At 67.4% G+C, this 26,588-nt stretch carries 27 protein-coding genes and 1 tRNA gene; 17 read left to right on the forward strand and 11 right to left on the reverse strand.

Annotated elements, in window-relative coordinates:
• Positions 1-62 precede the first annotated feature (62 nt).
• The 8 genes from NMQ03_RS03720 (at position 63) to NMQ03_RS03755 (ending at position 9,023) form a co-directional block, all read left to right on the forward strand.
• On the forward strand, positions 63-668 hold the full coding sequence (locus NMQ03_RS03720; RefSeq protein WP_255174438.1) for a PadR family transcriptional regulator: 606 nt from the start codon (positions 63-65) through the stop codon (positions 666-668).
• A complete protein-coding gene (locus NMQ03_RS03725; RefSeq protein WP_255174439.1) occupies positions 665-1,402 on the forward strand; it encodes an ABC transporter ATP-binding protein in 738 nt (245 codons plus the stop codon). The genes NMQ03_RS03720 and NMQ03_RS03725 overlap by 4 nt, the downstream gene beginning before the upstream one ends.
• Positions 1,402-4,257: a hypothetical protein gene (locus tag NMQ03_RS03730; RefSeq protein ID WP_255174440.1), complete on the forward strand. Its 2,856-nt coding sequence runs from the start codon at positions 1,402-1,404 to the stop codon at positions 4,255-4,257. Before NMQ03_RS03725 ends, NMQ03_RS03730 begins: the two co-directional genes overlap by 1 nt.
• A 147-nt stretch (positions 4,258-4,404) precedes the next feature.
• On the forward strand, positions 4,405-6,702 hold the full coding sequence (locus NMQ03_RS03735) for a carbon starvation CstA family protein (protein WP_255174441.1): 2,298 nt from the start codon (positions 4,405-4,407) through the stop codon (positions 6,700-6,702).
• Positions 6,702-6,905: a YbdD/YjiX family protein gene (locus NMQ03_RS03740; RefSeq protein ID WP_255174442.1), complete on the forward strand. Its 204-nt coding sequence runs from the start codon at positions 6,702-6,704 to the stop codon at positions 6,903-6,905. The genes NMQ03_RS03735 and NMQ03_RS03740 overlap by 1 nt, the downstream gene beginning before the upstream one ends.
• Positions 6,906-6,984: 79 nt before the next feature.
• A complete protein-coding gene (locus NMQ03_RS03745) occupies positions 6,985-7,611 on the forward strand; it encodes a bacterial proteasome activator family protein (protein ID WP_255174443.1) in 627 nt (208 codons plus the stop codon).
• Between the two features lie 7 nt (positions 7,612-7,618).
• On the forward strand, positions 7,619-8,062 hold the full coding sequence (locus NMQ03_RS03750; protein ID WP_255174444.1) for a hypothetical protein: 444 nt from the start codon (positions 7,619-7,621) through the stop codon (positions 8,060-8,062).
• A 115-nt stretch (positions 8,063-8,177) separates the two neighbouring features.
• Positions 8,178-9,023: an aldo/keto reductase gene (locus tag NMQ03_RS03755; RefSeq protein ID WP_255174445.1), complete on the forward strand. Its 846-nt coding sequence runs from the start codon at positions 8,178-8,180 to the stop codon at positions 9,021-9,023.
• Positions 9,024-9,161: 138 nt separating this feature from the next.
• Here the strand turns inward: NMQ03_RS03755 and NMQ03_RS03760 are convergent, their stop codons facing one another.
• The 3 genes from NMQ03_RS03760 to NMQ03_RS03770 all read right to left on the reverse strand — a co-directional run bounded on the left by NMQ03_RS03760 (position 9,162) and on the right by NMQ03_RS03770 (position 11,649).
• A complete protein-coding gene (locus NMQ03_RS03760) occupies positions 9,162-9,347 on the reverse strand; it encodes a hypothetical protein (protein WP_255174446.1) in 186 nt (61 codons plus the stop codon).
• A gap of 101 nt (positions 9,348-9,448) precedes the next feature.
• Positions 9,449-10,540, reverse strand: coding sequence for a hypothetical protein (locus tag NMQ03_RS03765; protein WP_255174447.1), 1,092 nt, complete (start codon positions 10,538-10,540; stop codon positions 9,449-9,451).
• Positions 10,541-10,614: 74 nt separating this feature from the next.
• Entirely contained in the window at positions 10,615-11,649 is a 1,035-nt protein-coding gene (locus NMQ03_RS03770; protein WP_255174448.1) for a hypothetical protein, read from the reverse strand.
• A 131-nt stretch (positions 11,650-11,780) separates the two neighbouring features.
• Between NMQ03_RS03770 and NMQ03_RS03775 the strand changes: the two genes are divergently transcribed.
• Complete coding sequence (locus tag NMQ03_RS03775) at positions 11,781-13,022, forward strand: NAD(P)/FAD-dependent oxidoreductase (protein ID WP_255174449.1); 1,242 nt, start codon at positions 11,781-11,783, stop codon at positions 13,020-13,022.
• 82 nt (positions 13,023-13,104) lie between these two features.
• Here NMQ03_RS03775 and NMQ03_RS03780 read toward each other — a convergent pair whose 3' ends face one another.
• A complete protein-coding gene (locus NMQ03_RS03780) occupies positions 13,105-13,746 on the reverse strand; it encodes a hypothetical protein (RefSeq protein ID WP_255174450.1) in 642 nt (213 codons plus the stop codon).
• Between the two features lie 142 nt (positions 13,747-13,888).
• Complete coding sequence (locus NMQ03_RS03785) at positions 13,889-14,827, reverse strand: polysaccharide deacetylase family protein (protein WP_255174451.1); 939 nt, start codon at positions 14,825-14,827, stop codon at positions 13,889-13,891.
• Positions 14,828-15,182: 355 nt separating this feature from the next.
• Between NMQ03_RS03785 and NMQ03_RS03790 the strand changes: the two genes are divergently transcribed.
• From NMQ03_RS03790 to NMQ03_RS03800, 3 genes are all read left to right on the forward strand, one after another.
• Positions 15,183-15,398: a hypothetical protein gene (locus NMQ03_RS03790; protein ID WP_255174452.1), complete on the forward strand. Its 216-nt coding sequence runs from the start codon at positions 15,183-15,185 to the stop codon at positions 15,396-15,398.
• 190 nt (positions 15,399-15,588) lie between these two features.
• Positions 15,589-16,068, forward strand: coding sequence for an HAD domain-containing protein (locus tag NMQ03_RS03795; protein ID WP_255174453.1), 480 nt, complete (start codon positions 15,589-15,591; stop codon positions 16,066-16,068).
• 28 nt (positions 16,069-16,096) lie between these two features.
• Positions 16,097-16,504 carry a hypothetical protein gene (locus tag NMQ03_RS03800; protein ID WP_255174454.1) on the forward strand — a complete coding sequence of 136 codons (408 nt, stop codon included), beginning with the start codon at positions 16,097-16,099 and terminating at the stop codon, positions 16,502-16,504.
• Between the two features lie 102 nt (positions 16,505-16,606).
• On the opposite strand, the gene NMQ03_RS03805 is transcribed toward NMQ03_RS03800, so the two are convergent.
• The 4 genes from NMQ03_RS03805 to tmk form a co-directional block, all read right to left on the reverse strand.
• Positions 16,607-16,679, reverse strand: a tRNA-Thr gene (locus NMQ03_RS03805).
• A 105-nt stretch (positions 16,680-16,784) separates the two neighbouring features.
• On the reverse strand, positions 16,785-18,353 hold the full coding sequence (locus tag NMQ03_RS03810; RefSeq protein WP_255174455.1) for an alpha/beta hydrolase: 1,569 nt from the start codon (positions 18,351-18,353) through the stop codon (positions 16,785-16,787).
• Positions 18,350-19,513, reverse strand: coding sequence for a DNA polymerase III subunit delta' (locus NMQ03_RS03815; protein ID WP_255174456.1), 1,164 nt, complete (start codon positions 19,511-19,513; stop codon positions 18,350-18,352). The genes NMQ03_RS03810 and NMQ03_RS03815 overlap by 4 nt, the downstream gene beginning before the upstream one ends.
• Positions 19,510-20,235: a dTMP kinase gene (gene tmk, locus NMQ03_RS03820; RefSeq protein ID WP_255174457.1), complete on the reverse strand. Its 726-nt coding sequence runs from the start codon at positions 20,233-20,235 to the stop codon at positions 19,510-19,512. Before tmk ends, NMQ03_RS03815 begins: the two co-directional genes overlap by 4 nt.
• Before the next feature lie 133 nt (positions 20,236-20,368).
• Between tmk and NMQ03_RS03825 the strand changes: the two genes are divergently transcribed.
• Both NMQ03_RS03825 and NMQ03_RS03830 read left to right on the forward strand, forming a co-directional pair.
• Positions 20,369-21,559 carry a PLP-dependent aspartate aminotransferase family protein gene (locus NMQ03_RS03825; protein WP_255174458.1) on the forward strand — a complete coding sequence of 397 codons (1,191 nt, stop codon included), beginning with the start codon at positions 20,369-20,371 and terminating at the stop codon, positions 21,557-21,559.
• Between the two features lie 9 nt (positions 21,560-21,568).
• Entirely contained in the window at positions 21,569-21,922 is a 354-nt protein-coding gene (locus NMQ03_RS03830) for a DUF2516 family protein (RefSeq protein ID WP_159632915.1), read from the forward strand.
• 16 nt (positions 21,923-21,938) lie between these two features.
• On the opposite strand, the gene NMQ03_RS03835 is transcribed toward NMQ03_RS03830, so the two are convergent.
• Entirely contained in the window at positions 21,939-22,763 is an 825-nt protein-coding gene (locus NMQ03_RS03835; RefSeq protein ID WP_255174459.1) for a class I SAM-dependent methyltransferase, read from the reverse strand.
• 155 nt (positions 22,764-22,918) lie between these two features.
• Here NMQ03_RS03835 and NMQ03_RS03840 point away from each other — a divergent pair, with 155 nt between their 5' ends.
• A complete protein-coding gene (locus NMQ03_RS03840; RefSeq protein WP_255174460.1) occupies positions 22,919-23,665 on the forward strand; it encodes a phosphoglyceromutase in 747 nt (248 codons plus the stop codon).
• Between the two features lie 73 nt (positions 23,666-23,738).
• On the opposite strand, the gene phoU is transcribed toward NMQ03_RS03840, so the two are convergent.
• A complete protein-coding gene (phoU, locus tag NMQ03_RS03845) occupies positions 23,739-24,401 on the reverse strand; it encodes a phosphate signaling complex protein PhoU (protein WP_159632912.1) in 663 nt (220 codons plus the stop codon).
• A gap of 206 nt (positions 24,402-24,607) precedes the next feature.
• On the opposite strand from phoU, the gene NMQ03_RS03850 reads away from it, so the two are divergent.
• Together NMQ03_RS03850 and NMQ03_RS03855 are read left to right on the forward strand one after the other, a co-directional pair.
• Positions 24,608-25,861 carry a cell wall metabolism sensor histidine kinase WalK gene (locus NMQ03_RS03850; RefSeq protein WP_255175529.1) on the forward strand — a complete coding sequence of 418 codons (1,254 nt, stop codon included), beginning with the start codon at positions 24,608-24,610 and terminating at the stop codon, positions 25,859-25,861.
• Positions 25,858-26,538 (forward strand): response regulator transcription factor, encoded by a 681-nt coding sequence (locus tag NMQ03_RS03855; RefSeq protein WP_142119926.1) that lies wholly within the window; start codon positions 25,858-25,860, stop codon positions 26,536-26,538. The genes NMQ03_RS03850 and NMQ03_RS03855 overlap by 4 nt, the downstream gene beginning before the upstream one ends.
• The last annotated feature ends 50 nt before the right edge of the window (positions 26,539-26,588 follow it).

Here is a 26,588-nt window from a genome sequence, read left to right on the forward strand (position 1 = left end):
CGGTATGCACGGGTCTTGGGGGCCTGTGCATGCCGGTAAATGACTAAGCCCGGGGGAGCATCATGTCGATTCGCCACAGCCTCCTCGCCCTGCTGCAGGACCAGCCACGCTATGGCTACCAGCTGCGGGTCGAGTTCGAGAACCGCACCGGAGCCACCTGGCCCCTGAATATCGGGCAGGTGTACACCACCCTGGACCGGCTGGAACGCGATGCCCTGGTGGCCAAAGAAGGCGACGACGGCGAAGGCCATGTGGTGTACAGCATCACCCCGGCCGTCAAAGCGGAGGTGCGGAGCTGGTTTGCCGCCCCGGTGGAGCGGAACAACCCGCCCCGCAATGAGCTCGCCATCAAGCTCGCGCTCGCCGTCACCCTGCCTGGGGTGGATGTCCAGGCCATCATCCAGGCCCAGCGCGTGGCGTCCATCAGGGCCCTGCAGGACTACACCAAGGCCCGGCGTGACACGGCGGCGAACCAGCGCGCCACGGATACCGCCTGGCTGTTGGTGCTCGACTCCCTGATCTTCCAGACCGAAGCGGAAGTCCGCTGGCTTGACCTCTGCGAGGCCAGGATGGTCCAGCAGGCCCAGGCCTCCGCCACGGGTCCGGCCCGGAAGGCGTCCAACGGGGCCACGGAAGATGCCCCGCTCAGCGCGGACAGCCGCCGGTGAGCGTGCAGGGGCCGCAGCAGGTCCTTGAACTCGCCAAGGTTGGCAGGACCTTCGGGGAAGGCGCGACGGCGGTCGCCGCACTCCGCGACGTCGACCTCACCATATCGGCGGGGGAGTTCGTCGCTGTCATGGGACCTTCGGGCTCAGGCAAGTCCTCCCTGCTGGCCGTCGCCGGCGGACTGGACCGGCCGACGTTGGGCGCTGTCTTTGTCGAATCCACGCCCCTGGCCGGGCTGGGCCTGAATGAACTGGCCCGCCTGCGCCGCCGCGCCGTCGGCTACGTTTTCCAGGACTTCAACCTGGTCCCCACGTTGACTGCCGGCGAAAACGTGGCGCTGCCGCTGGAGCTGGATGGAACATCCGCGAGGAAGGCGCACCGGCAGGCCGCGGACGCGCTGCGGCAGGTGGGCATCCCGGAGTTGGCGGACCGGTTCATGGACCAGATGTCCGGCGGACAGCAGCAGCGCGTGGCGATCGCCCGGGCCATCGTGGGCAACCGGCGGCTGATCCTGGCTGACGAACCCACCGGTGCACTGGATTCGACCACCGGCCACGGGGTCATGGAGGTGCTGCGGGCCCGGGCCGACGCCGGGGCGGCGGTCATGCTGGTCACCCACGAGGCCAGGCATGCCGCCTGGGCGGACCGGGTGGTCTTCCTCAGGGATGGGCGCGTTATCGACCAGGCCGCCGCCATGCACGATCCCACCATGCTCCTGACGCAGGCCGGACCCTGATGCCGCTTGACCTCGCTCCGGTGCCGCAGGGGCGCCGGAGCAGCTGCCGCGTTGCCCTGCGGCTGGCGCGCCGCGACATCGCCCGCCATAAAGGCCGCTCCCTCCTGATCATCCTGCTGATCATGCTGCCCGTGGCCGGAATGACCGGCGCCGCCACCCTCTACCAGAGCTCCCAGCGCACGCCTGGGGAGACGGTCCGGTACGAACTGGGCAACACCCAGGCCAGGTTCGGCGTCCTGCCGGTGCCCAGCGCGGATTCCCTGCAGGATCCGCTCGATGACGGCGTCGTCGCCTCCAGCACCGGCCGCTATGACCCGGATTTCCAGCGAACCGACCCTTTGGACGCCATCCCGGCAGGCTATGAAATCCTTCCGCATCGCCTGCTGCAGCTGACCACCGGCCTGGGGAAGGCCCTTGTTTCACTGCAGGGCCGCGAGGTGGACGCACTCAACCCGGCCTTCACCGGCAAGTTCAGCCTCCTGGCCGGAAGGGCACCGCGGGACGGGAGGGAGGTGCTGGTTTCGCCCGGACTGATGACGCGGTTCCACCTCACCTTCGGACAGGACTTTACGACGTCGGCCGGAACCTTTGTCCCGGTGGGAACCATCCGCGACGCGGCCGCCTCGGACGGCAACAGCTTTCTGTACCTGCAGGCAAGCCAGGTTCCCGCCGACCTCCCACAGGGGCCGCTGACCCGCCAGTCCGTGTCCTACTACCTGGTGGGCCCTGAGCAGGTCACCTGGGAGCAGATCAAGGAGGCCAACAGCAAAGGCGTGGGCGTGCTCTCCCGCAGTGTGGTGCTGAATCCGCCGCCCGTCGACCAACGCACCGTTCCAGGTGCGCAGCTGCACGACAATCCGTCGGTGCTGCTGACCGTCTATGCCACCTTCGGGCTGGTTGGGGCGCTCGCACTGCTCGAAGTGGGTTTGCTGGCCGGTGCCGCCTTCGCTGTCGGAGCCAGGCGGCAGGTGCGCGAACTGGCGCTGCTGGCATCCGCGGGAGCGGAAAGTTCCACCATCGGTGCCGTCGTCACCGCGGGTGGACTCTGGCTCGGCAGCTTTGCCGTGGCCCTGGGAGCCGCGGCGGGGCTGGGGGCTGCCGCCGTCGTCGTGCACGTGGTCCGCTCGACTGGTTCTGCCCGGCTGGTAAGCCTGCACCCGGATGTCCCGCTGACCGCGATGGCCATGGCCATGGGGCTGGGAGCATGTGTGCTGGCGGCCATGGTCCCGGCACGACAGGTGTCACGGCAGGCGGTGCTGGGCGCGCTCAAATCCGGGAGGACAACGGCACCGAAGGGGCGGCGAATGACCGTGGCCGGTGCCGGGACGCTGGCACTTGCCGCGGGGCTGCTGGCAGCCGGCTGGCTTATCAGCGGGTCCACCGCGGACCCGGACCGGCGGGCGGACCAACTGCCCTTGGTGGTCACGATGCTGATTGCGGGGGCGGTCGCCGCAGTTGCAGGCCTGGTGATGTTGACCGGCTGGCTGATCGGTTGCCTCACGTCCAGGACGCAACGGCTGTCCCTCTCCCTGCGGATGGCAGCGCGGGATTCGGCACGGAACCGCGGCCGCAGCGTTCCCGCGGTGGCGGCAGTCCTGGCCGCCGCCACACTTGCGGGCGCGGCCCTGGTCCTCTCGGCCAGCCAACAAGCGGGCCTGCGGGACGCGCATTACTGGAGCGGGCTGCAGGACCAGGCGTATCTGCCGTTGACGGTGGACCGGCCCCCGGCGGCGGACGGCAGCCGCCGCCCGCCCCTGCACGTGGAAGCATCCACACTGTCCTCGGCGGTGGCAGGTGCCTTGGGGACCGTTGAATCAACCCAGCTCATCGCGGCTCCTGCCGGCCTGCGGAACTGCCCTGAGGGGCCCGCCGATCCAGGGCTGCCGGCACTGACGGATACCTCCAATTGCCTGCTGTTTTCACTTGCCAGGCCGAAGGGCAATGAGTGCCCGACCACCCCCAAGGGAAGGTTGATGGACCCGGGGGACTGGCGGTGCCGCGGTTCCATGGTCAATGAACAACCCTCCGACCGGGCCATCCTGGTCGGCGGCGAAGAGGAAATCCAGGCGGCGCTGGGACGCAGTGCGCCCGCGGAGGCCCTGGCGGTGCTGGACGCCGGCGGGATGGTGGTGACCAACCCGGTCTTCATCAGAGATGGAGCAATCCTGCTGGAAGGCAAAGACGTGAGGACGCACGGGCCCGCGCCCTCAGGGCCCGGCACGGTCCCCGCAACGGTACGAAGTATCCCGCTGCCCGCAACGGTACTTGAGCCGGTGGTCGCGGTCCCTTACTACGGAGTTGTCTCGCCCGAAACAGCCCAACGGCTTGACCTGCGGCCGGAACCCGCCGGACTGCTGGTGCAGCTGGCCACGTACCCGTCCCAGGCTGAGGCGGATGCAGCCTCCGCCGCGGCTGCTGCCGTCTACGGCCAGGCCGGCATGACCTTCCAGGCCGAACCGGGCATTACCCAGGGGAGCCAGTGGATGACCTGGTCCATCGTGGCCGCCGCCGCCCTCGTCACTTTCAGCGCAGCGGGCATCACCGCCGGCCTGTCCCTGGCCGACGCCCGCACGGACCATGCCACCCTTGCCGGGGTCGGCGCAGCACCAAGGCTGCGCAGGGCGCTGGCAGGCTCCCAGGCCCTGTTTACCTCTGGGGTCGGGGCCGCGCTGGGGGCGCTCGCCGGGTCAGTGCCGGCTCTCCTGCTCGTCCTGTCCACGGACATGCGGAAGGCGGTGGAGGTTCCCTGGCTGCATCTGCTGGCCCTCGTGGTTGCTGTCCCGTGCACGGCCGGGGCGCTGGCGTGGGCCTGTACCCGCTCGGGCCTGCCCCTGTCCCGCCGGGGCCTGGCATAGCAGGCGGGCCGCCGTCCCCTCATTCGTCGCCGCGTCGCTGCCGCTCACCGCACGGCCCGGCGCCGCGCCGCCGTCGGCCGCTAAAGCGCTGACCGGCGTTGGTAGGGTGCCCAGTAGCAAAAGCGGGAAATCTCTCAAGGAGGAGACATGGCCGGAGTGCCTGACCAACGGAAGAACGAATCCCGGGCGGAGGGCGGACTGGCTACGGACCCGGATCTTCCCCCGCCCGCCGTGGACGAGGCGCGGCTCGAAGCCGAGGACCGGAAATGGACCCCGGCAAAGATCGCGCTCTGGGCCGCGATCGCCCTGCTGGGCGGCGTCGCCTGGTTCATGCTGGCGATTGTCCGCGGTGAAACCGTCAACGCCATCTGGTTCGTCTTTGCCTCCGTGTGCACCTACCTGATTGGGTACCGCTTCTACTCCAAGGTGATCGAACGCTACATCACCAGGCCGGATGACCGCCGCGCCACCCCGGCGGAGTACAAGGCCGACGGCAAGGACTACGTCCGCACCGACCGCAACGTGCTCTTCGGCCACCACTTTGCCGCCATCGCCGGCGCCGGCCCCCTGGTGGGCCCGGTCATCGCGGCGCAGATGGGCTACCTGCCGGGCACCATCTGGATCATCATCGGGGTGGTCCTCGCGGGAGCCGTGCAGGACTACCTGGTGCTCTTCTTCTCGATGCGCCGCGGCGGCCGTTCCCTCGGCCAGATGGCGCGCGAGGAACTCGGCATCATCGGCGGCACGGCCGCCCTCATCGCCACCCTGCTCATCATGGTGATCATCGTGGCCATCCTGGCGCTCGTCGTCGTCAACGCTTTGGGCGAAAGCCCGTGGGGCGTGTTCTCCGTGGGCATGACCATCCCCATCGCCCTCTTCATGGGCGTCTACCTCCGCTACCTGCGCCCCGGCAAGGTCATGGAAGTCTCCATCATTGGCTTCGTCCTGCTGATGGCTGCCATCATCGGCGGCGGTGCCGTGGCCGGCACCGAATGGGGCGCGGCGTTCTTCCACCTGGACAAGGTGACCATCGCCTGGGGCCTGATCATTTACGGCTTCATCGCCGCGATCCTGCCGGTTTGGCTGCTCCTGGCCCCCCGCGACTACCTCTCCACCTTCATGAAGATCGGCGTAATCGTCATGCTGGCGCTGGCCATCATCGTGGTCCGCCCCGAAATCACGGTCCCGGCCTTCAGCGAATTCGCCTCCCGCGAGAACGGACCCGTGTTCTCCGGTGCCCTGTTCCCCTTCCTGTTCGTCACCATCGCCTGCGGTGCGCTCTCGGGCTTCCACGCGCTGATCTCCTCGGGCACCACACCCAAGTTGATCGAGAAGGAACGCCAGACCCGCTTCATCGGCTACGGCGGAATGCTGATGGAATCCTTCGTCGCCATCATGGCCCTGGTGGCGGCCATTTCGATTGACCGCGGCATCTACTTTGCGATGAATGCCCCCACCGCCCTGACGGGCGGCACGGTGGAGACAGCCGCGCAGTGGGTCAACAGCCTCGGCCTGGCCGGAGTCAACATCACGCCGGACCTCCTGGCGCAGACCGCCAAGGACGTCGGGGAGCAGAGCATTGTGTCCCGCTCCGGTGGTGCTCCGACCCTGGCGGTCGGCCTGGCGCACATCATGCAGCAGTTCATCGGCGGGACAGCCATGATGGCGTTTTGGTACCACTTCGCCATCATGTTCGAGGCCCTTTTCATCCTCACCGCGGTGGACGCCGGCACCCGCGTTGCCCGCTTCATGCTGCAGGACTCCATCGGCAACTTCGTCCCCAAGTTCAAGGAAGCCTCCTGGCGGCCGGGCGCTTGGTTCTGCACTGCCGTCATGGTGCTTGACTGGGGTGCGGTGCTGCTGATGGGCGTCACCGATCCGCTGGGCGGCATCAACACCCTGTTCCCGCTGTTCGGCATCGCCAACCAGCTGCTGGCCGCCATTGCGCTGGCCGTGTGCCTGGCCATCGTCGCCAAGCGCGGAACCTTCAAGTACCTCTGGATCGTGGCCCTGCCGCTGGCCTTCGCCGCGGTGGTCACCATTACGGCGAGCTACCAGAAGATCTTCTCCTCCACTCCTGCCGTGGGGTACTTCGCCAACAACGCTGCCTTCAGCAAGGCCCTGGCCGACGGCAAGAAGGAGTTCGGCACAGCGAAATCAGTCGCTGCGATGGAAGCCGTGGTCCGAAACACCGCCATCCAGGGTTGGCTGTCCGTGATCTTCGTGGTGCTCAGCATCATCGTGATTGCGACGGCGGTGCTCGCCACGGTCAAGGCGTTCCGTGACCGGTCGGCTGGCGTGGCCACCGCCGACAACGAGGACCCGGCTGTTCCGTCGCGCGTCTTCGCGCCGGCCGGGCTGGTCCCGACAACCGCCGAACGTGAACTGGCTGCCGAGTGGCAGAAAGTGCCCGCCGAGGCCCGCCTTGAACGGTCAGGGCACTGATGAGCACCGGCATCACCCTGGTTGCCAACGGGTTCCGCGGGTTCGCCCGCTACCTGGGCGGCGTCATGGGCGCCGACGCCTACGCCAAGTACCTGGAACACCACCGGGCGGCCGGGCATGCTGAAGCACCTCTGACCGAGCGGGAGTTCTGGCGCGACCGTACGGACCGCCAGGACAGCAACCCCCAGGGCCGGTGCTGCTGATTGAGCCCGCAGCGGACAGGCAGGGCCCACCGGGCTTCCCGGCGGGCCCGGCCTGCATGGGCCGTGAGAGTATGAACGCATGAGCGATCCCAATGACACTCAGGCAGCTGAGGATCTCCCGGTAGAAGGCACTCCCGTTGATGACAGCGAGGCACCTGTCCAGGCCCCGTCTGACGGGGACGGCAGGCAGCGGGGCAGCAGCCTGCAGGACCTGGTGGACGAGCCCGCCAAGGTGATGCGGATCGGCACCATGATCCGGCAGCTCCTCGAAGAGGTGAAGTCCGCACCGCTGGACGACGCCGCAAGGGGCCGGCTCGCCGCCATCCACGAGCGCTCCATCAAGGAACTTGAGGACGGGCTCGCGCCGGAACTGGTGGCGGAGCTGGACAGGATCAGCCTGCCCCTCTCCGACGAGGCCACTCCCTCCGACGCCGAGCTCCGGATCGCCCAGGCCCAGCTGGTGGGGTGGCTGGAGGGCCTCTTCCACGGGATCCAGACGGCCATTGCGGCCCAGAACGCAGCCCGGGAACACGCAGCGGCACAGCTGCAGTTGCGCCAACTGCCGCCTGGCACCATGATTGCGCCCGGCGTCGTGATCGGGGAAAACGGCGAGCCCCAACGTGCGCCGGCCGGCGCCCGGCCGGGGCAGCCGGCACGTCCCAGCCAACGTGAGGACCCGGACCACGGCCCGGGCCAGTACCTGTAGGTTCCGCTTGGGCTTTTTCAGCGCCGCCAGGCAGGGGCGCAAAGACGACGCGGAGCTGGGCCAGGGGTTGTGGCGCCGGGCGCACGACCGCTTCCACCGGGGACTGGACCGCTTCCACCAGGTGCTCGAGGGCGTGGAGGACGACCAGTTGTACGGCGAACTGGTGGGGATCGCCAACCAACTCGCCGCCCTGCTTCCGCGCGTCCGGGCTGTCTGCATGGAGGCGCAGCGGCGTGCCCCCAGCGAGGGCCTGGACATACCGGCGGCCCTGGCGGACGTCCACAGGTCCTTGTCCAAGGCAGGAAATTCGCTGGCAACGACGGCAGAGGCGGCAGCAATGCTGCGGCTCGCCGTGGGTCCGGTGCCGGTGGGCGCAGCATCAGTCCACCGCCGCGCCGAGGCTGTCTTCCAGCAGGTGGACGACGCCGAGAGGCAGCTTCACGCGGAATAGCTGCACGGGTGCCGCGGGATATTCCCGATTTGGAAGCCTACTTTTCAGTTAAGCGTGTGGCTAACAGGGGCCGAATCAGGAGCGCCGGGGCGGACAGCTTTGGCAGGATGAAAGCATGACTCTTTCACCTACCTTGACTTTCAACGACGGAAACACGATCCCCCAGCTCGGCTACGGTGTGTGGCAGGTTGAGGACGACGTGGCTGAAAAGGTCGTGCGCCAGGCGTTCGAGGCCGGCTTCCGGCATATCGACACGGCAAAGATCTACGGCAATGAGGCAGGCGTGGGCCGGGCCATTGCCAGTTCCGGCCTGTCTTCGGAGGAAATCTTCATCACCACCAAGCTGTGGAATGCGGACCAGGGCTACGAGTCCACCCTCGCCGCCTTCGAGGAGTCCATGGACCGGCTCGGCCTGGAAACCCTTGACCTGTACCTGATCCACTGGATGCAGCCCAAGCAGGACAAGTACGTTGACACCTGGAAGGCGCTGATCGAACTCCAGAAGCGCGGACGGGTGAAGTCCATCGGTGTCTCGAACTTCACCGCAGAGGGCCTGCAGCGGCTCATCGACGAAACGGGCGTGGTCCCGGCCATCCACCAGATCGAACTGCACCCCTACTTCAGCCAGCGCGAACTGCGTGAGTTCGGTGCCGCCAAGGGCATCCTGACCCAGGCATGGTCTCCGCTGGGCCAGGGCGGGGAACTGCTGCAGGACCCGGCGGTCGCCTCCATCGCTGCCAAGCACCAGGCCACCCCGGCCCAGGTGGTTATCGCCTGGCACCTGGCGATCGGCAACGTGGTCATCCCCAAGTCCGTGACCGAGTCACGGATCAAGGAGAACTACGCAGCCCTTGAGGTATCCCTCGATCCGGAAGACGTCGAAGCCATCAACAACCTGGACCGGACCGCCGGCGGCGAAGGCCGCATCGGCCCCGATCCCGCGGTCTCCGACTTCGCCTAGGCCGTGACGGCGGCACCGGTCCCAGCGGCCGGTGGAACCCCGCCAAGCCAACCCCAGCCCGTGCTGCCGGCAACCGCCAGGCAGCACGGGCTGAGGCTTTTAATCTGACCTGTACCGGGCCGGGCGGATGTGGGCCGGTCAGGCAGCGATCTGGACGTGCTCCACGGTGACGGGGTCCACCACGGCCCAGCTGTCCTCGCCGTGGCAGTGCCGGCCGGCGAAGCGCTCGGCTTCTTCAAGCGTGTCAAAGACCTCGGACCGTGCCCGGCCGCAGTCGGCGTCGAAGTATGTCACGTGAAATTCCTGTACTGCTTGGTTTTCCATGAATCCAGTCTGCAACCAGGGTCTGACATTCTTTGGAACCGACTCCGCGTGTTGTGGACAGACGCCGGGCACGGGGCCGCAGGACGGGTGTGGCCGGCCGGTCAGCGGGCCCTTGGATCCTGGGTGGTGGCCGCGGCGGCCCGCACCTTCAACGTGAGCGCGGCGAGTGCGAGCATGCCGAGTCCGGTCCATACAAGGGTCCCGGTCCAGACCTCGGGCGAGAAACTGAGGGCGCCGTCGTGGAGTGCCACGCCGGCGAAATATGGGGCCCAAAACACCACCGGGGTGAGGCCTGCCGCGGTCATGAGCCGTGCGGGGCGGCCAGGGGTGGGACGGACCACCGCCCACACCGCGCCCACGAGGATGGAACCGACCAGGGCAACCGGGACCAGCCAGGCGTCGCGCAGCGCCACCATGACCTGCAGGGCGACGGAGGGGACCAGCGCCATGGCCGCCGGAACGGCAGGGTGCAGGCGCCACCGCAGCGACAGCAACAGGACGGGAACAAAGAGCGCGAACGTCGAGACGAGGAACGATGCCAGGGACACCATGATGCTTGAGGACGTCGGTACCGTCACCGCGGGCTGCGTCCCGGCAACGGTTGTGTACGTCTGGATGAGTCCGTGGCGGGCGAAGACCGCGAACTCCTGCAGGATGAACGCGGCAACCATGCCGGCGAGCACGGCGCTGGCTACGACCGGGAGCAGCCGTGGCCACGGCCGGGCCGGGGTGTGCCACGCGGCGGAGAAGGGTGCTCCCAGGATGAGGAAGCCGCCAGTGGCCAGGCCCAGATGGGACGGGCTGAACAGGGCGCTGATGTTCTGCTCGATCCCGAACACCGAATGCCAGGCGAAGTCTCCTGCCCCGGATGCGAGGAAGAGTACGACGCCGGCCGCTGCGGCCCCGTAGCCGGCAGGGACGGCGTCCATCCACCGCGTGCCCGGTGCGTGCCGGCGCCAGGTCAGCGCGGCGATCCAAACGGCACAGGCAGCGAAGCCCGAGTAGAGGACAGCGTGCCACGGAGTGAAGAACGTCTCGAGGTTGCGCAGGTTGTTGTGGGCCCACCCGTCAACATAGGTCCCGGTGAGGAGCCAGACGCCCGCGGCCAGGGTAATGATGTCTTCCCTGGCCGTGGTGGGGCGGTGGACTGATACCGGCGGAATCGCAAAGGCATGAGTTGCTGCGGCGTCCATAGCTCCAGAGTAGGTCCCGTCCGCGCCCGGGGCGACAGGATTTTTCCCGGGCCATTCCCGTATGCGCCCTCCCTTTAGCTGCTGCCCAGGCGGAGTACGCGCTCCTGCGCCAGCATTGCCGTCCGGCTGGCTTTGTCTGCCGCCCGTGCGGCCTGTTTCGCTTCCGCTGCGGTGGTGGCAAGCTGCTTGCGGGAGCGGTCAAGGCGTTCTTCGGCGGCCTTGAGCCGGTTCCTGAGTTCAGCCGTTTCCTGCTGCAGTTCCGCGATGTCCGCACGCGCCTGCTCTTCCTGCTCCCGCAGGCCGCCGGCCAGTTGTGACGCTGCTTCTTCGGCCTCCCGGGCTTCCTCGAGGGCGGCCCTGGCCCGTTCCAGCGCAGGCGGCGAGGCCGGGCGGGGGGTCTGCCGGACTGCCTCAAGCCGGGGCTTCGCCGGCGTTGGCGCGGTGCCGTGCGGCGCCGTCGCCGGCGTCTTCGATGCCGCCACCTTCGCCGCTGGCGTTTTCCCGGCTGGCGGCTTCACCCCTGCCGTCTTCATACCAGCCACCCGAGGTGCAGGCGGGGGAGTATCGGCGGCCCGGTTCGGCGGTGCGGCCGGGAGCAGACCGGGGAGGGCCACCGCGCCGCCAAGGTCCACGTCGTTGACGCCGTCCGAGGAGAGGACTTTCAGCAGCCGCCCACTGGCAACGGCGTTGGCTGCACCCGTGTCCGCCGTCAGGGCCCGGAGTGTTTCCTCGACGTCGGCTGCCATCGCGTCGCTGATGGGCCGGCCCTGCTCAAGAGCCACAGACCGGGCGGTGTCGACGGCGTCTGCGAGCATGGTGCGCCGCTCCCGGCCGAGTTCGCGCATGGCAGGGGCGTCCAGCGAGTCCTGGGCGGCCCGCATCCGTGCCCCAAGGTCGCCCAGCCGGGCCGGCACGTCCGGCCGGTGCCTGGCAAGCATGTTGAGCGCCCACGCGGCGACGGAAGGTTTCGGCAGTCCCCGCACCGCTGCCGCGAGGTCCTTGTCCCGGCCCGCTGCCTCCTTGGCGGCGGCGGCGCGGGCTGCAATGAAGTCCTCCAGCGCCCCTGCATACAGCCGGTCGGCAATGTCCGCCAGGGCTTCGTCTTCCATGCCGCCATCTTAGGTGCCGGGAACGCTGCCTTCCGTAGATTCACCGCCGTGGGAGACCGGGCCACGCCCCCACGGCCGGTGCGGGAAAAGGCACCCTGTTACTCGCAGGCCGGGAGGGGTAAGTTGCACGAATGGACGATTCATATCAGGTCATCGTGGTTGGCGGCGGTTTTGCCGGGAAAGCTGCGGCTGAAGAGTTGGGCCGCAAAGGTGTCCGGGTCCTGCTGCTTGACGCCAACAGTTACCAACAGTTCCAGCCGCTCCTCTACCAGGTGGCTGCGTCCCAGATCGGCGTATCCACGGTGACGCGGCCGCTGCGCGCGGAGTTCCGCGGAATCAACAGCGTCCGGGTCCTGACGGCGGAGGTGACCGCCATCGACGCGGCGAACCGGACCGTGACCACCGCGGACGGTTCCACCTACCGGGCCCAGGCCCTGGTCATCGCCACGGGGGCAGTTCCGAACTTTTTCAACACCCCGGGCGCGGATGAGCATGCCTACCCGCTGTACTCGGTGGCGGATGCAACGCGGCTCAGCGCGGCCATCACCGCCATCCTGGACGAGGCCGACCGCGAGCCCGGGGCCGGCGCTGACGTCATTGTGGTGGGCGGTGGCCCCACCGGCGTCGAGACTGCCGGCGCGCTGGCCGAAAACGTGAAATACCTCGTGCCGAAGTACTTCTCGCCGGAGCTGGCGGGTCGGTGCCATGTCCATCTGGTGGATATGGTTCCGAACGTCCTTGCCGCCTTTTCGGAGAAATCGCAGGCGTACGCCCGGGACCGCCTGACAAAACTCGGCGTGCAGCTGCATATGGGCCAGCCCGTGGCTGACGTCCGCCCGGACGGGGTGACCCTCAAGGACGGGACGGTGATTCCTGCCCGGCTTGTGGTGTGGGCCGGCGGGCTGCAGGCCGGGCGGATCATCACCGAGTCCGGCCTGAAGCAAGGCAGGGGCGGCCGCGTGGACGTCCAGCCTGATCTGAGCGTCCCTGACGTCGAGGGCGTCTATGTGCTGGGCGACTCCGCCAACATCACCGACGCAGCCGGGAACAAGCTGCCACAGCTCGGGTCGGTGGCCCAGCAATCGGGTAAGTGGGCGGCCCGCAACATCTACGCGGATCTTACCGGCGGAGTGCGCGAGCCCTTCCGCTACTGGGACAAGGGGTACATGGCCATGGTGGGACGCGGCGCGGCGGTCGCGGAACTGGGCCGCCGGCGCCTGCAGCTTCAGGGGCCCCTGGCATTCGTGTCGTGGTTGGCGGTCCACCTGGCCCTGCTGCCCGGATTCCAGCAGAAGGTCAGGGCGCTGTTTTCCTGGGCCAACGGCTACGTCACCCACAGCCCCTCCCAGGTGGTGGTGGGCAGGCCGGATTAGGGCCCTTCACCCAGCGGGTCAGGCTGGCCGCCGCAGGTCCACGGCTGCCCGGCGCCAACCCCGGTGGGCTGGACCGCCGTCGTCAGTTCCTTTCGAAACTCGCCAGACGGCCCGCAGCAGCCCACCCGGATGCCTCGTAGGAGGCGGCAGCGTCCGGGTGGACCACCATATGCAGGTACTCGGCGCCATGGAGGAAAGCCTCCTCCGCCATCGCCGCGAACAGGCCCCGTTCGAAGGCCTCCTTCTCCGGCCCCTGCGGGAGTTCGGTGATGGCCACCGCCGCGAAGTCATCCCGCACCTGGATGCGGCCCTTGGCGACAGGGTGGTCGAAAACGGTGATTTCGACGGCGTCATAGGTCTCCATGGGTGCCAGGGCCACCTGGGAGTTTTCGGGCAGCTCCACAGCCACGTCCAGCCCGGCTGTCGGGGCCATGAGCAGGACCTGCTCAGCCACCGGAGCGAGGCCGGCCGGTGCCAGGCCCTCTGCGGCGCCGGCGTCGGCGCAAAGCAGGGTAAGGCGCACACCGGGTTCGCCCGCGGCTTTGCCTGCAAGTTTCTCAGCGTCAGGTCCCGGCCAGCCTGCCACGTATTCCTTGCCTGCGGGATCCTGCCCCTTGCCGGCTTCGACGACGAAGCCCGCGCCGATGGGGTCTGCGCTGCGTTCCTGGAGGTCCGCCCAGGCGGGAACCCAGCCGATTGCGGGAAGGTCGTGTTGTTCCGGCATGGACAGTTCCTTACGTTCGGCAGCGGCGGGACAGGGTCATCCGATGCGGCTGGGCAGGTTCCCTGTCAACGTATCGGATCGGCATGCGGGCCGCCAGCGGAACGGCACGGCGCCGCCACGGCTGATGCTTCGGTGCAGTGGGTCAGGGCAGGTGGGCGAAGGACATGCCGGCTGCCAGCAGTTTGTCCACCGCCTGTTTCAGGCCTTCCGCTGTTCCGCCGTTGGGGTGGTTCCCATGGCAGATGACCACGTCCCCTGCCCGGGCCTTGCCCACCTCCCGGGCAACGACGGCGGCGGGATAGGTTGCACCGCCGTCGCCATTGATGCTGAAGCCCACCGGCTTTACGCCCAAAGCACCCAGGATGTCCGTGGCGACGTCGTCCATGTAGGCGGTGCCTGGGCGGAAGTACCGGGGACGCTTACCCGTAATGCCCGCCAGGGCGTCGTCGTTCGGCATGACCTCGTCATAGACTTCCCCCGCGTTCCTGGTCCCCGGGATGCCGTACGCCGTATTGCCGGTGGTGGACAGCGGCTTATGCGAAGTCCCGTGGTTGGCCACCTCGAAGAGGGGGTCTGCCGCTAGCTGCCGCGTGGCAGCGGGGTTGGCATTGATCCACCGGGAGTTCAGGAAGAGCGTGGCCGGGATGTGGCGTTGGCGCAGCGTGTCGAGCAGCGCCTGGTCGTAGCCGCTGCCGCCGGGGCCGCCGCAAAAGTCAAAAGTAAGGGCGATTCCCTGTGAAGCGGGTGGCAGCCGCGTAAGGACTCCGGGAGCCTCCAGGCCCCAGTACCGGGCCGGGTGCTTCCCGTAGGTGTCAACAATCTGGGCACGTGACGGTATGGGCGCTGCCGGCGTGTTGGGGGCGGGCGCGTCGCCATCGGGCCCGGAGTGCAGGACGGTCGAGCTGGCACCCGCCGCACCGTCGTCGGGCGCCGGCATGTCTGATCCCCGGACTTGGTGCTTGGGGTGCGGCTGCAGGTCGGGCACGGCGGCGGACATCGTCAGCACTGCCGCCAGCAAAACCGCCCTGCGGCCGGGACCCTTCCCGTCCTGGCTCAAGTGCCGGGGGACATGTGGTTCCACCGCTAGTTCCTTTTCCGGGACTGTCCTGCGGCCCGCGCCCGGCCTACCCTGTCCGGGCAGGGAGATGGGGAAGGTGCGGGCAGGCTGCAGACTGCGGGAAATGCAGCGTCTAAGGCAGCAGCGCGCGCAACAGCAGCCTGGAAGCGGGGGGTCATACCCGGAGGATACCTTGGCTGCCTTGCCGTTTCCTGAACCTTGCCCGGCGCCTGGGCGCCGGCCGTAATAAAGCGCCGCGGCAGGGACTTTGGTCCCTGTGCCCTCCGCCCGGTCCGGCGTTTACTTGTGGTTTGGGGTGGGCACAGCCGCCCGCTTCAGAGTCAGTTCTGTCACCTGAGCACGGAGGCTACATCCAGCAATGAACCTCAAAGACCGATGGGGCCGCCTGGACCCGGCAACCCAGAAGTGGCTGATCGACAACCCGGGATGCCAGATACTTCCACGAACGATCACGGCGGTGATCTCCAAAGAGAGCGGGGAGAGCCTTCCCACGGGACAGCACGGCGAGGCAGCCGTTTCCCGCGAGGACCAGGACTTCATCCGATCGAAGCTGAAGGAGTTTCCAAAGGCCTGAGGCCCCGCCGCGATCACGGGCGAACCCGCGAAAAACTGGCGCGCCCGCGGGTAGTAGACTCAGCGCAACATTGGCACTTGGGGGAGTGGGACATGACAGCAGCAATCTCACCGGCGGCGGCCGGGTTCACCAGCCCGGCATTCCTTCGGACAGCCTGCGTTGCCGTCACCTTCCCGCTGTGCATCAAACCGTGAAGCCCATCATCCTGCTCGACATCGATGGCGTCCTGAATCCCGCCGTGCGCCCGGGCAGCGGGATTGACGGGCCGCTGCTTCGGCTCTCCAACGAGAAGCGCGCCCTGGTCCGGCGCTTGGCCCGCAGCGGACGCATTGCGTGGGCGTCCACGTGGCCGGCGGACACCGTCGCCGGTCTGGAAGCCCAGCTGGAGCTTGACGTCGAACCGCTGCGGGTCACCATGGTGTTCCGGCAGTCTGACGCGGGCGTGCCGACGCCAAAACTGACATCGATTGCCCGGTGGCTGGCCAGGATGGACGCCAGCGACAACGCTGACTGGGATTCAGTCGTATGGATCGATGACGTACTTGGACCCGACGCCAGGAAATGGGCCAGCGGTCACGGCCAGCCGGTGCACCTCGAACAGCCTGATCCTGACCGCGGCCTGGCGGAAGTCCACGTGGCACGGATCGAGGCCTTCATCGCCGGCAGGTGAGGTGTTGGTTGCCAAGGAGAACAGCCCGTTGGGGACAAGTTCGGACGCAAGGCGGCGGTGGGCCGGAACCACTGCCTGGATCCTGCTCGTCTTAAGCTCGCTGGTCCTGGTCAGCTACGGGATCGCTCGTGCCGATTGGTTTCTCTGGCTGCCCACGCCGGCTGAAATGGAGCAGTCGTGGACCGGCAACCTGTTTGTCTACGCCGGGTGCGCCGTGTCCATCGCAGCTTCCGTATGGTCACATGCCCGTGGTAACCCGGTGTGGGTGACCGTCTGTGTCGGGCTGCCAGGCGTCCTCGTGGGCTGGGCGGCGCTGGTGGACCCCTACAGCCTGCTGCGTCACCTGGCCGCCGTCGTCGCATTTCCCATGGCCCTCAGCGCGGTGGCCGAGGTCATCTGGGCCCGCGGCTACAGGCAGCGGGGACTGGGTCGATAAGGAGGCCGCCTCCCGTGCCCGCGGTGGAAACCGGAAAAGCCGGTTAACCAGCGAAAAACCCCGGAAACCCCTAAAAGAAGGGGCTGTCCGGGGTTTATCCCGAGCTTCCTATCAGAATCGAACTGATGACCTTTTCATTACGAGTGAAACGCTCTACCGACTGAGCTAAGGAAGCACCGCATGAAATCCCCGGCGGAACCGGGCGCTTCATGCAAGAGTCAACTGTAATAGAGTCCCCGCGCCCCGGTCAAAATGGGGCAGGCCAAGGCTGCCGGGGCCGTCAGCAGACAGTGTTGTCGGCCGGAAGCTTTCCGCTCACCAGGTATTTGTCCACGGAGTCCTCGAGGCAGCTGTTGGCCCGGCCGTACGCGGTGTGCCCCTCACCCTTCCAGGTCAGCAGCGCTGCGTTCCCCAGCTGCTTGCGCAGGGATGCAGCCCAGTCGACGGGGGTTGCGGGATCGCCGGTGGTGCCGATGACAACGATGGGGGAGTCCCCGCTGTATTCCACCGGCGCCGGTGTGCGGACGTTCTTGTACGGCCAGTCCGCGCAGGTGGTCCCGCCGTAGGCAAAGAAGTAGCCAAGGGTGGGGGAGTCCTGTTCCAGCCGCTTCTCTTCGGCCCGCATGCCCGCGGCGTCCGAAACCATGGGGTAGTCAAGGCAGTTGATGGCGTTGAAGGCGAAGGTCGAATTGGAGGTGTAGGAACCGTCGGACGCGCGGTCTGCGCCGAGGTCGGCGAGCCGGAGCATGAGGCTCACATCTCCGGACATGGCGGCCTCAAGTGCTTGGGTGAGGGCGGGCCAGCTTTGGTCGTTGTAGAGCGGGGTAATCAGGCCGCTGACAAACGTGGTTGCGTTGACCAGCCGGCCATCCTTGGCGGTGCGCGGCGTCTCCCGGATGGAGTTGATCAGGTCCCGGATCTGCTGCACGCCGGAATCGGCGTCGCCGCTGAGCGGGCACTTGCCCTGTTTCTGGCAGCTGGCCACGTAGGTGTGGAGCGCTTTTTCGAAGGCCCGGGCCTGGCCGCTGGTCAGCTCTTCATTGGTGATGGAGGGGTCCAGGGCGCCATCAAGGACCATGCGGCCCACGTTGTCCGGGAACAGCGAGGCGTAGGTGGACCCAAGGAACGTGCCGTAGGAATATCCGAGGTAGTTCAGCTTGGTGTCGTTCACCACGGCCCGGAGCACGTCCAGGTCCCTCGCGGCGCTGACGGTGTCGATGTGGGCCAGGACCGGGCCGGTTTGTGCCGCGCACTGGTCGGCGATGGCCTTGTTGTCCGCCAGTGCCGCCTGCAGCCCGGCGTCGGTGTCGAGGGCGTAGATCTTGGCCCGGGACGCGTCACGTTCCGCGTCTGTCATGCAGGCAACGGGGGCAGAGCGCTTTACGCCCCGCGGATCGAAACCGACAAGGTCATAGGCGTTGCGGACAGCAGCTGAAAAATGGGTGCCGGCAGCATCCTTGACGAAGTCATAGCCGGAGGCACCCGGTCCGCCGGGGTTGACCAGGAGGCTGCCCGTCTTCTTGCCCGTGCTCGGCGCCCGCAGCGCAGCAAGCTGGATGGTGTCGCCGCCCGGATTGGCATAATCCATGGGGACGGTCACTTTGGCACACTGGAATTCCCCCTCGCAGGGCTGCCAGACCACTTCCTGCGAGTAGAACTTTTCCAGCCCGGCAGGAGCGGACGCCACGATCGAAGGATCGGCCTTGGCGGTGGCCGCCTCCGGCTGGTTTTTGCCGCCGCCGTTGAGGAGGCTGCACGAGGCCAGGACCATGGCCAGGACCAAGGCACCCGCGGCGCGGACGGCGACCGTCAGGGACCTGTGGCGTGCGGGCAGAGGGCGGGCAGTCATCGGGTCTCCTTGGAGGGCTGGATCAGGCTGGCCGCCATGGACTCGATGGTCAGCAGCGGGGCAACATTGGTGGTGGTGATGCGGTCACGGGCTTTGTTGATGGCGTCCATCCGGGCCAGCGTGGATTCCGGAGTGCTGCGGGCGGCGAAATCCTCCAGCTCACTCCTCAATTCAACGTTGACCAGTTCCACGGCGTTCCCCAGCTGGATGACCAGTACATCCCGGTAGAAGGACAGCAAATCGGTGAGCGTCCGGTCCAGCGAGTCCGTGATGGATCGCTTGGCACGGCGTTTCTGGTCGTCTTCGAGCTGTTTCAGCTGGCTGCGCATGGCCGGGGGCAGGGTTCCGGATTCCGGCGCCCCCAAAGTGGCAAGGAGGGCGGCCTTCTCCGCGGCGTCCCGCTCCTCGTTGGAGCTGTTGGCCTCTGCCGTGGCAATCTTGACCAGCTTGTCCGCCATCATGACGGCGGCCGTTACGCCCCGCAGTCCCAGCGGAAAACGGACCGTCTCCAGGCGCCGTTCCCTTGCCGCGGGATCCCTGGCCAGCCGGCGGGCAATGCCCACATGGCTCTGCGCTGTGCGGGCTGCCTGCTCCGCCAGGGCGGGGTCCACGCCGTCGCGCCTGACCAGCAGGGCGGCAACGTCCGAGGCGGGCGGCAACCTCAAGGCAACGCTGCGGCAGCGCGAGCGGATAGTGACCAGGACATCTGCAGGCGATGGCGCACAGAGCATCCACACGGTGCGTGGCGTAGGTTCCTCGATGGCCTTGAGCAGCACATTGGTGGTCCGCTCGGCCATGCGGTCAGCGTCCTCCACCACGATGATCCGCCAACGCCCCGACGACGGCCGGTTCCCCGCCGTCGCTACAAGTTCGCGGGCCTCGTCAATGGTGATGGTGACCTTTTCGGTGCGCACGAACGTCACGTCTGAATGGGTTTCGCCCAAAATCGTGTGGCACGCCTGGCATTGTCCGCAGCCGCGCAGGCTTACGTCCTCCTGGTCGCAGTTCAACGCCGCGGCGAACGCCTTGGCCGCATTGGAGCGGCCGGACCCCGGCGGCCCGGTAAAAAGCCAGGCATGTGTCAGGCCTTCACCGCTGGCGGCCTGGCGCAGTTGTTCGACGACGGCGGGCTGGCCCTGCAGGTCATCCCAGACGGTCACGAGCCAGCGCCGTCTCTTGTGGCGCCCGGCACGGCCTGCTGCGGAACAGCATCCTGCGCTGCTGTATCCCGGGCTGCTGCGAAGGGAACATCAAGCAGGGTGTCGACCCGGGCGAGGATCCGTGCGGCCAGGTCATCGACCGGCAAATGGGCCGGCAGGACCAAATATGAGGCGGGGCGGCGCGCCGCCAGCTCAAGGAAAGCGTCGCGGATGCGGGTATGGAACTCGTCAGCTTCGGATTCCAGGCGGTCCTCGGCTGCCTGGCCCGCTGTGCGGCGGGTGCGCCCCAGCTGCGGGTCAACATCCAGGAGGACAGTCAGGTGCGGCTGGAGGCCCGAAGTAGCCCACTCATTGAGGGAACGCACAGCGTCCTGGCCCAGATCGCGGCCGGCCCCCTGGTAGGCCACGGAGGAGTCGATATACCGGTCCGTCAGCACAATGTCGCCACGGCCAAGCGCGGGGCGGATGACCTGGGTGGCGTGGGCAGCGCGGGAAGCCGCAAAGATCAGGGCCTCCGTGTGGGCGTCGATTTCGCCGTTGCCGTGGTCCAGCACCAGGGAGCGAAGTCTTTCGCCGACGGGGGTGCCGCCGGGTTCACGGGTCCGCAGCACGGTGTAGCCACGGGATTCCAGTGCCGCGGCAAGCCGGGCCGCCTGGGTGGACTTGCCGGCGCCATCGCCACCTTCGAATGCGATGAATACGCCGGCCCTCTGTTTGTTCACTTCTCAAGCCTACCGAGGCGCGGCGACATTCCGGGCCTCCGAATATCCCCTGTGCAGGACGGGTGGATGGACTGGCGTCCACAAAGCGACATTGCTTTTCCGCCCGATTGGGCCGAACAGTACGCTTTTGACCATGAGTCTTTCCGAGCACCAGGCCGCGTCCCTTTCACCCGAAACCGTGGTGGTGGCAGCGGGACGTCCGCCACGGGAAAGGGACCAGCCGGTCAATCCTCCCATCACCCTTTCCTCCACCTATTTCGGGACCGGCCCGCTCGGTGACGGGGACAGGGGCTACGGCCGCTACTCCAACCCCACCTGGGATCCCTTCGAGGAAGCGCTCGGCCAGCTTGAGGGGGCCTCGCTTCCGGGCCTGCTCTACGCATCGGGCCTGGCGGCGGTCAGCTCGGCGCTGTCCCTGATCCCCGCCGGCGGCGTGCTGGTCATGCCCAACCACAGCTACTCCGGTTCCCTGGTGATGGCCACGGAACTCGCGCAGAAAGGCTTCATCGAACTGCGGACCGTGGACATTGCCGATACCGCTGCGGTCAAGGACGCCCTCGCCTCCAAGGGCCCCTCGGAGAAAGCCGCCGCCATGTTGTGGCTGGAGAGCCCCACCAACCCCATGCTCGGCATCGCGGACATGACCGCCGTCGCGGAGGCCGCGCATGAGGCGGGCGCAATCGTTGTCACGGACAACACCTTCTCCACGCCCCTGGTGCAGCAGCCCCTGCTGCTGGGGTCCGACGTCGTCCTGCATTCGGTGACGAAGTACCTTGCCGGGCACTCCGACGTCGTCCTCGGTGCATTGGTGACTTCAAACCCGGAAATCCGCTCCGAACTGCTGCACCACCGCATCATCCACGGCGCCATCGCCGGTCCGTTTGAGGCGTGGCTGGCCCTGCGCGGCCTGCGGACCCTCGCGCTGCGCGTGGAGCGGTCCCAGGAATCGGCCATGATCCTGGCGGAACGCCTTGCCGCGCACCCCGCCATCGAATCCATCCGGTTCCCGGGCCTCGATACCGATCCGGGCCATGCCCGCGCCAAAGCGCAAATGAAGGGGTTCGGTTCCATCATCTGCGTGCAGGTGGCGCCCGCAGCAGGCCTCAGCGGTGCCGACGCTGCGGACAGACTGGTGCAGGCACTGGAGCTCTGGCTGCCCGCCACGTCCCTGGGCGGTGTCGAGTCCCTGATTGAACGCCGGCGCCGCCATACGGCCGAACCCGCCAGCGTGCCCGAAAACCTGGTGCGGTTAAGCGTGGGTGTGGAGAGCGTCGAAGACCTTTGGGCTGACCTGAAGCAGGCGCTGGGCACGCTGGACGGCTAGGCTGGGCTTGTGGACGGTCGAATAATTATCAGTTACATCGAGCAGGCAGTGTTCTTTATCCTCGGCCTGGTGGCCCTGGGGCTTGAGCTGTGGGCGTTCGTGGACTGTGCCCGGCACCGGCCCAATGCCTTCGAAGCCACCGGCAAGCGGACCAAGACGTTCTGGCTCGCCCTCACCGGCGGCTCGGCCCTGATTGGCGTGATTTCGCTGTTCGGCGCCGGCGGAGGCCTCTTCAGCACCCTTGGCCTGTTCGGACTGGCCGCGGTTGTCGCCGCCTCCGTCTACCTGGCCGATGTCCGTCCCGCCGTGAAGGACGCAGGCCGCGGCGGCAGCCGCAACATGGGCCCTTACGGTCCCTGGTGATCCACCCCGGCAGGGCCTAAACCTGGGGGGCCACCGCCTCCCAGTCCACCGTCAGCTCTCCAAGGCGCCATCTGGCGGGCCCGTCCTGGACCGGCCACCCGGCCCCGCGCAGGCTGCGGCACATGCCAACCCAGCGCTGCCTGTTGCCGAATGAGGCCAGCGGTGCGCTCTCAAGCCATGCCCTGTCCATCGCCTGCATGAAGGCATGAACCGGTTCACCGGGGATGTTCCGGTGGATGAGGGCTTTGGGAAGCCGTTCGGCCACTTCCGACGGCAGCTCGAAGCTGCCGAAACGGACCGAGATGCTTAGGGACAGCGGCCGGTCCCGGTCCAGCGCCACCCACGTGGCGCGGCGTCCGATTTCGTCGCAGGTGCCGTCCACGAACAAACCTCCGGGGGAGAGCCGGTCCTGCACCAGCCGCCAGATGCCCTGGACGTCGGCTTCCTCATACTGCCGCAGGACGTTGAACGCACGGACCAGGATGGGGCGGCCGGGAACGGGCAGTTCAAAGCCGCCCACCTGGAAGGTCAGCCCGGGACGCTGCAACGGAAGGGCCGCCCGCACGCGCCCGGGGTCAATTTCAATCCCGCAGACCCGCACGTCCGGCCGGACGGCGGCGAGCCTTTCGTAAAGTTCGACGGCGGTGGCCGGCGTCGCGCCATAGCCAAGGTCAACCACCAGCGGGTCCGCCGCGGACCGGAGCCGCCAGGCCTGGGGTCCCGTCAGCCAACGGTCCACCCGGCGCATCCGGTTGGGGTTGGTGGTGCCGCGGGTCACGTTGCCAACCGGCCGGCCCTGCCTGGCGGGGGACGTCTTCCCGGAAAGTTGCGGGGCGTTCACCCGTTCAGCCTTTTGAACCACTGCCCAACCCTATCCCTTGCCTCCGGGCCGGTGTCCTGCCGTGACCACCGGGCCTCCTGCCGGTACCCCCAGGCCCCGGCAGGAGCCGTGTAACGCTGGGCGGGCGGCAACACTGCTCGGCTAGGATGAAAATCATGACTTACAAGCTGATTCTGCTGCGCCACGGCCACAGCGAATGGAACGCCAAAAACCTGTTCACCGGCTGGGTGGACGTTGACCTGAACGACCAGGGCCGCGCGGAAGCAGCGCGTGGCGGCGAGCTGCTGGTGGAAAACAATATCCTCCCGGATGTGCTCTACACGTCCCTGCTGAAGCGGGCCATCAACACCGCAAACATCGCCCTGGACAAGGCGGACCGCGGCTGGATTCCGGTCAAGCGCGACTGGCGCCTGAACGAACGCCACTACGGTGCGCTGCAGGGCAAGGACAAGGCCCAGACCCTGGCCGAATACGGTGAAGAACAGTTCATGGAGTGGCGCCGCTCCTACGACACCCCGCCGCCGCCCCTGGACGACAACAGCGAATTCAGCCAGGCCCACGACCCCCGCTACGCGGGCCTGGGCGACGCCCTCCCGCGCACCGAGTGCCTGAAGGACGTCCTGGTGCGGCTCCTGCCCTACTGGGAATCGGACATCAAGGAAGACCTCAAGGCCGGCAAGACCGTCCTGGTCACCGCGCACGGCAACTCGCTCCGCGCGCTGGTCAAGCACCTGGACGGCATCAGCGATGAGGCTATCGCCGGCCTGAACATCCCCACGGGCATCCCGCTGGTGTACGACCTCGACGTAAACTTCCAGCCGATCAAGCCCGGCGGCACCTACCTCGATCCCGAGGCCGCCGAGCAGGCCATCCTGGCAGTAGCCAACCAGGGCAAGAAATAAGACGTTAAAGCGTACGACGGCGGGCTGGTCACCTCAGGTGACCAGCCCGCCGTCGTATTCCGCTTCTTTTGTTTTAGCTGTGTTCGGTGGCGTTCGGCTGCCACGCGCCGGTCACCAGGTAGGTCACCTTCTGCGCGACGGAAACGCCGTGGTCTGCGAAGCGCTCGAAGTAGCGGCTGGCGAGGGCAACATCCACCGTAGTGGCGGGGGACTCGGACCACTCGGGGGCAGCGATGGCCTTGAAGACGCTCAAGTGCAGATCGTTGATGGCAGTGTTCGCCTTGAGGATGTCCCGGGCCACCTCGAGGTCGCGGCTTTCCAGCAGGACCGTCAGCTTGTCGGCGATCTCCTGGTCCAGCTCGGCCATCCGGTTGAAGGTCTCCGTCATGGATGCCGGAATCACGGTGGAGGGGTACCGGAGGCGGGCCAGCTGTGCGATGTGCCGCGCCAGGTCACCCATCCGCTCCAGGGATGCGCTCATCCGGAGGGAACCTACGATCATGCGCAGGTCGCTGGCGACAGGACCCTGCAGCGCCAGGATGTCGATGGCCCGCTCATCGAGGCTGTTCTGCAGGAAGTCGATGCGCGCATCCGCAGCGATGACGTCCTGGGCGAGGTCCACGTCCGCCACCTGGAATGAGGTGGTGGCTTTGTCCATCGCTTCGCTGACCAGCCGGGAGATCTCCACCAGCTGGTCACCAACCTGGGTGAGTTCTTCCTGAAAAACCTTACGCACTTAGGGCGTCCTTTCCTTGGAACTCCCGCCGGTCGCTCCGGGGCAGCAGGAATCGTGTCGCCGTTGGGCGCTCTGACCTCTAACTTTGTCATCGCCCGGTAAACGATTATGCCCACACAGGTGAACGTTAGTTGAACCGTTCGCCGTAAGTGCCTTGAGCCGGCTGGAGGCGCCAGGCAAGAGCATAAAGTGGAGCTGTGGATCCTATGCTCATTGGTCTGGTTGCCGGCCTCATCGGCCTGGCGCTCGGCACGTTCGGCGTGCTTGCCTACCGGGTCAGCGAGAAGCAGCGCGAACTGCTGGACGTCGACGCCGGGGAGATTGCCCTGCCGTCCGGCGCAGCGGAGGTGCTCGCCGTCGTCGGACGGGCCTTCGTGGTGCTGGACGACGTCGACGGCGTGGTCCGCGCCAGCCCCGCGGCCTACGCGTACGGCCTGGTCCGCGGGCACACCGTGGTCCACAAGGAACTCCTGGACATGACGTCAGGGGTCCGGCGGGACGGCGTCATCCTGGAAAAACAGCTCGAGCTTCCGCGCGGGCCGCTGGGACAAGGCACCCTCATCGTCCAGGTCCGGGCCGCCATGCTGGGGGAGGAATACATCCTTCTCCTGGCCGATGACCGGACCGAGATCACCCGGACGGAAGAGATCCGCAACGACTTCGTGGCCAACGTGTCGCACGAACTGAAGACCCCGGTGGGTGCCATCTCCCTGCTGGCGGAGGCCCTGGAGTCCTCCGCCGACGACGAAGAAGCTGTCCGCCGCTTCGCCAAGCGCATGCACAAGGAATCCGCGCGCCTGGCCGCCCTGGTCCAGGACATCATTGAACTTTCCCGCCTGCAGGGCGCCAGCGTAACGCAGCAGGGCGGCCCCGTGGACATCAACGCCGTCATCGCCGAAGCCGTGGACCGGTCCCAGCTGCCCGCCGAAAGCAAGAACATCAGCATCGTGGTGGGCGGCCGCACCGAAGGCAAGGTGTTCGGGGACCAGGACCTCCTGGTCACCGCGCTGCGGAACCTCATCGACAACGCCATTCGCTACTCGCCCCCGAACACCCGCGTCGGCATCGGCGTCCGGTCCAGGGACGGCCTGGTCTCCATTTCCGTGACCGACCAGGGGGACGGGCTGTCGCCGGAGGACCAGGAACGCGTCTTCGAGCGGTTCTACCGGGTGGATGCCGCCCGCTCCCGCCAGACGGGCGGCACGGGCCTCGGCCTGAGCATCGTCAAGCACGTGGCGTCTAACCATGGCGGCGAGGTGACGCTGTGGTCCCAGCCTGGGCAGGGATCCACCTTCACCCTCCGGCTGCCCGAGATGGAAGGGCAGGACGGCGACGCCGGGCTGTCCGTTTCCTCCGCACCGGCACCGGCGCCGGGGCCGGCGCACGGGGCGCCCGAACAGGCCACTCTGACCCAAGTACCCCGCGCCGCCGGCGCAACAGAACGAGGAGCTAGCGCTTGAGCAGGATCTTGATTGTTGAGGACGAGGAGTCGTTCAGCGATCCCTTGTCCTATTTGCTGGGCAAAGAAGGGTTCGAGGTAGAGGTGGTGGACAACGGGCTGGATGCCATCACCGAATTCGACCGCAACGGCGCCGACCTGGTGCTGCTGGACCTGCAGCTGCCCGGGCTTTCCGGCACGGAGGTGTGCCGCCAGCTCCGGCAGCGTTCCAGCGTCCCCGTGATCATGCTGACCGCCAAGGACTCGGAAATCGACAAAGTGGTGGGTCTGGAACTCGGCGCGGACGACTACGTCACCAAACCCTACTCATCCCGTGAACTGGTGGCCCGTGTCCGGGCTGTCCTGCGGCGCCAGGGCGAACCTGAGGAACTGATCTCCGCCACCGTCCAGGCCGGGCCCGTCCGCATGGACATTGAACGGCACGTGGTGAGCGTGGACGGCGAGCAGGTCCTGCTTCCCCTGAAGGAGTTCGAGCTTCTGGAGATGCTCCTGCGCAACTCGGGCCGGGTGCTCACGCGCGGGCAGCTGATCGACCGCGTGTGGGGCTCTGACTATGTTGGCGACACCAAAACCCTGGACGTGCATGTGAAGCGCCTCCGCGGCAAGATCGAACCGGATCCCTCGGCCCCCCGTTACCTGGTGACTGTCCGTGGCCTGGGCTACAAGTTCGAGCCGTAGGGCAACATCGCAAAATACCGCAAAAAAGGGAGGAGCCGCATGGCTCCTCC

Origin of the sequence: Arthrobacter sp. DNA4, from assembly GCF_024362385.1 — a bacterium.
Classification (GTDB): domain Bacteria; phylum Actinomycetota; class Actinomycetes; order Actinomycetales; family Micrococcaceae; genus Arthrobacter.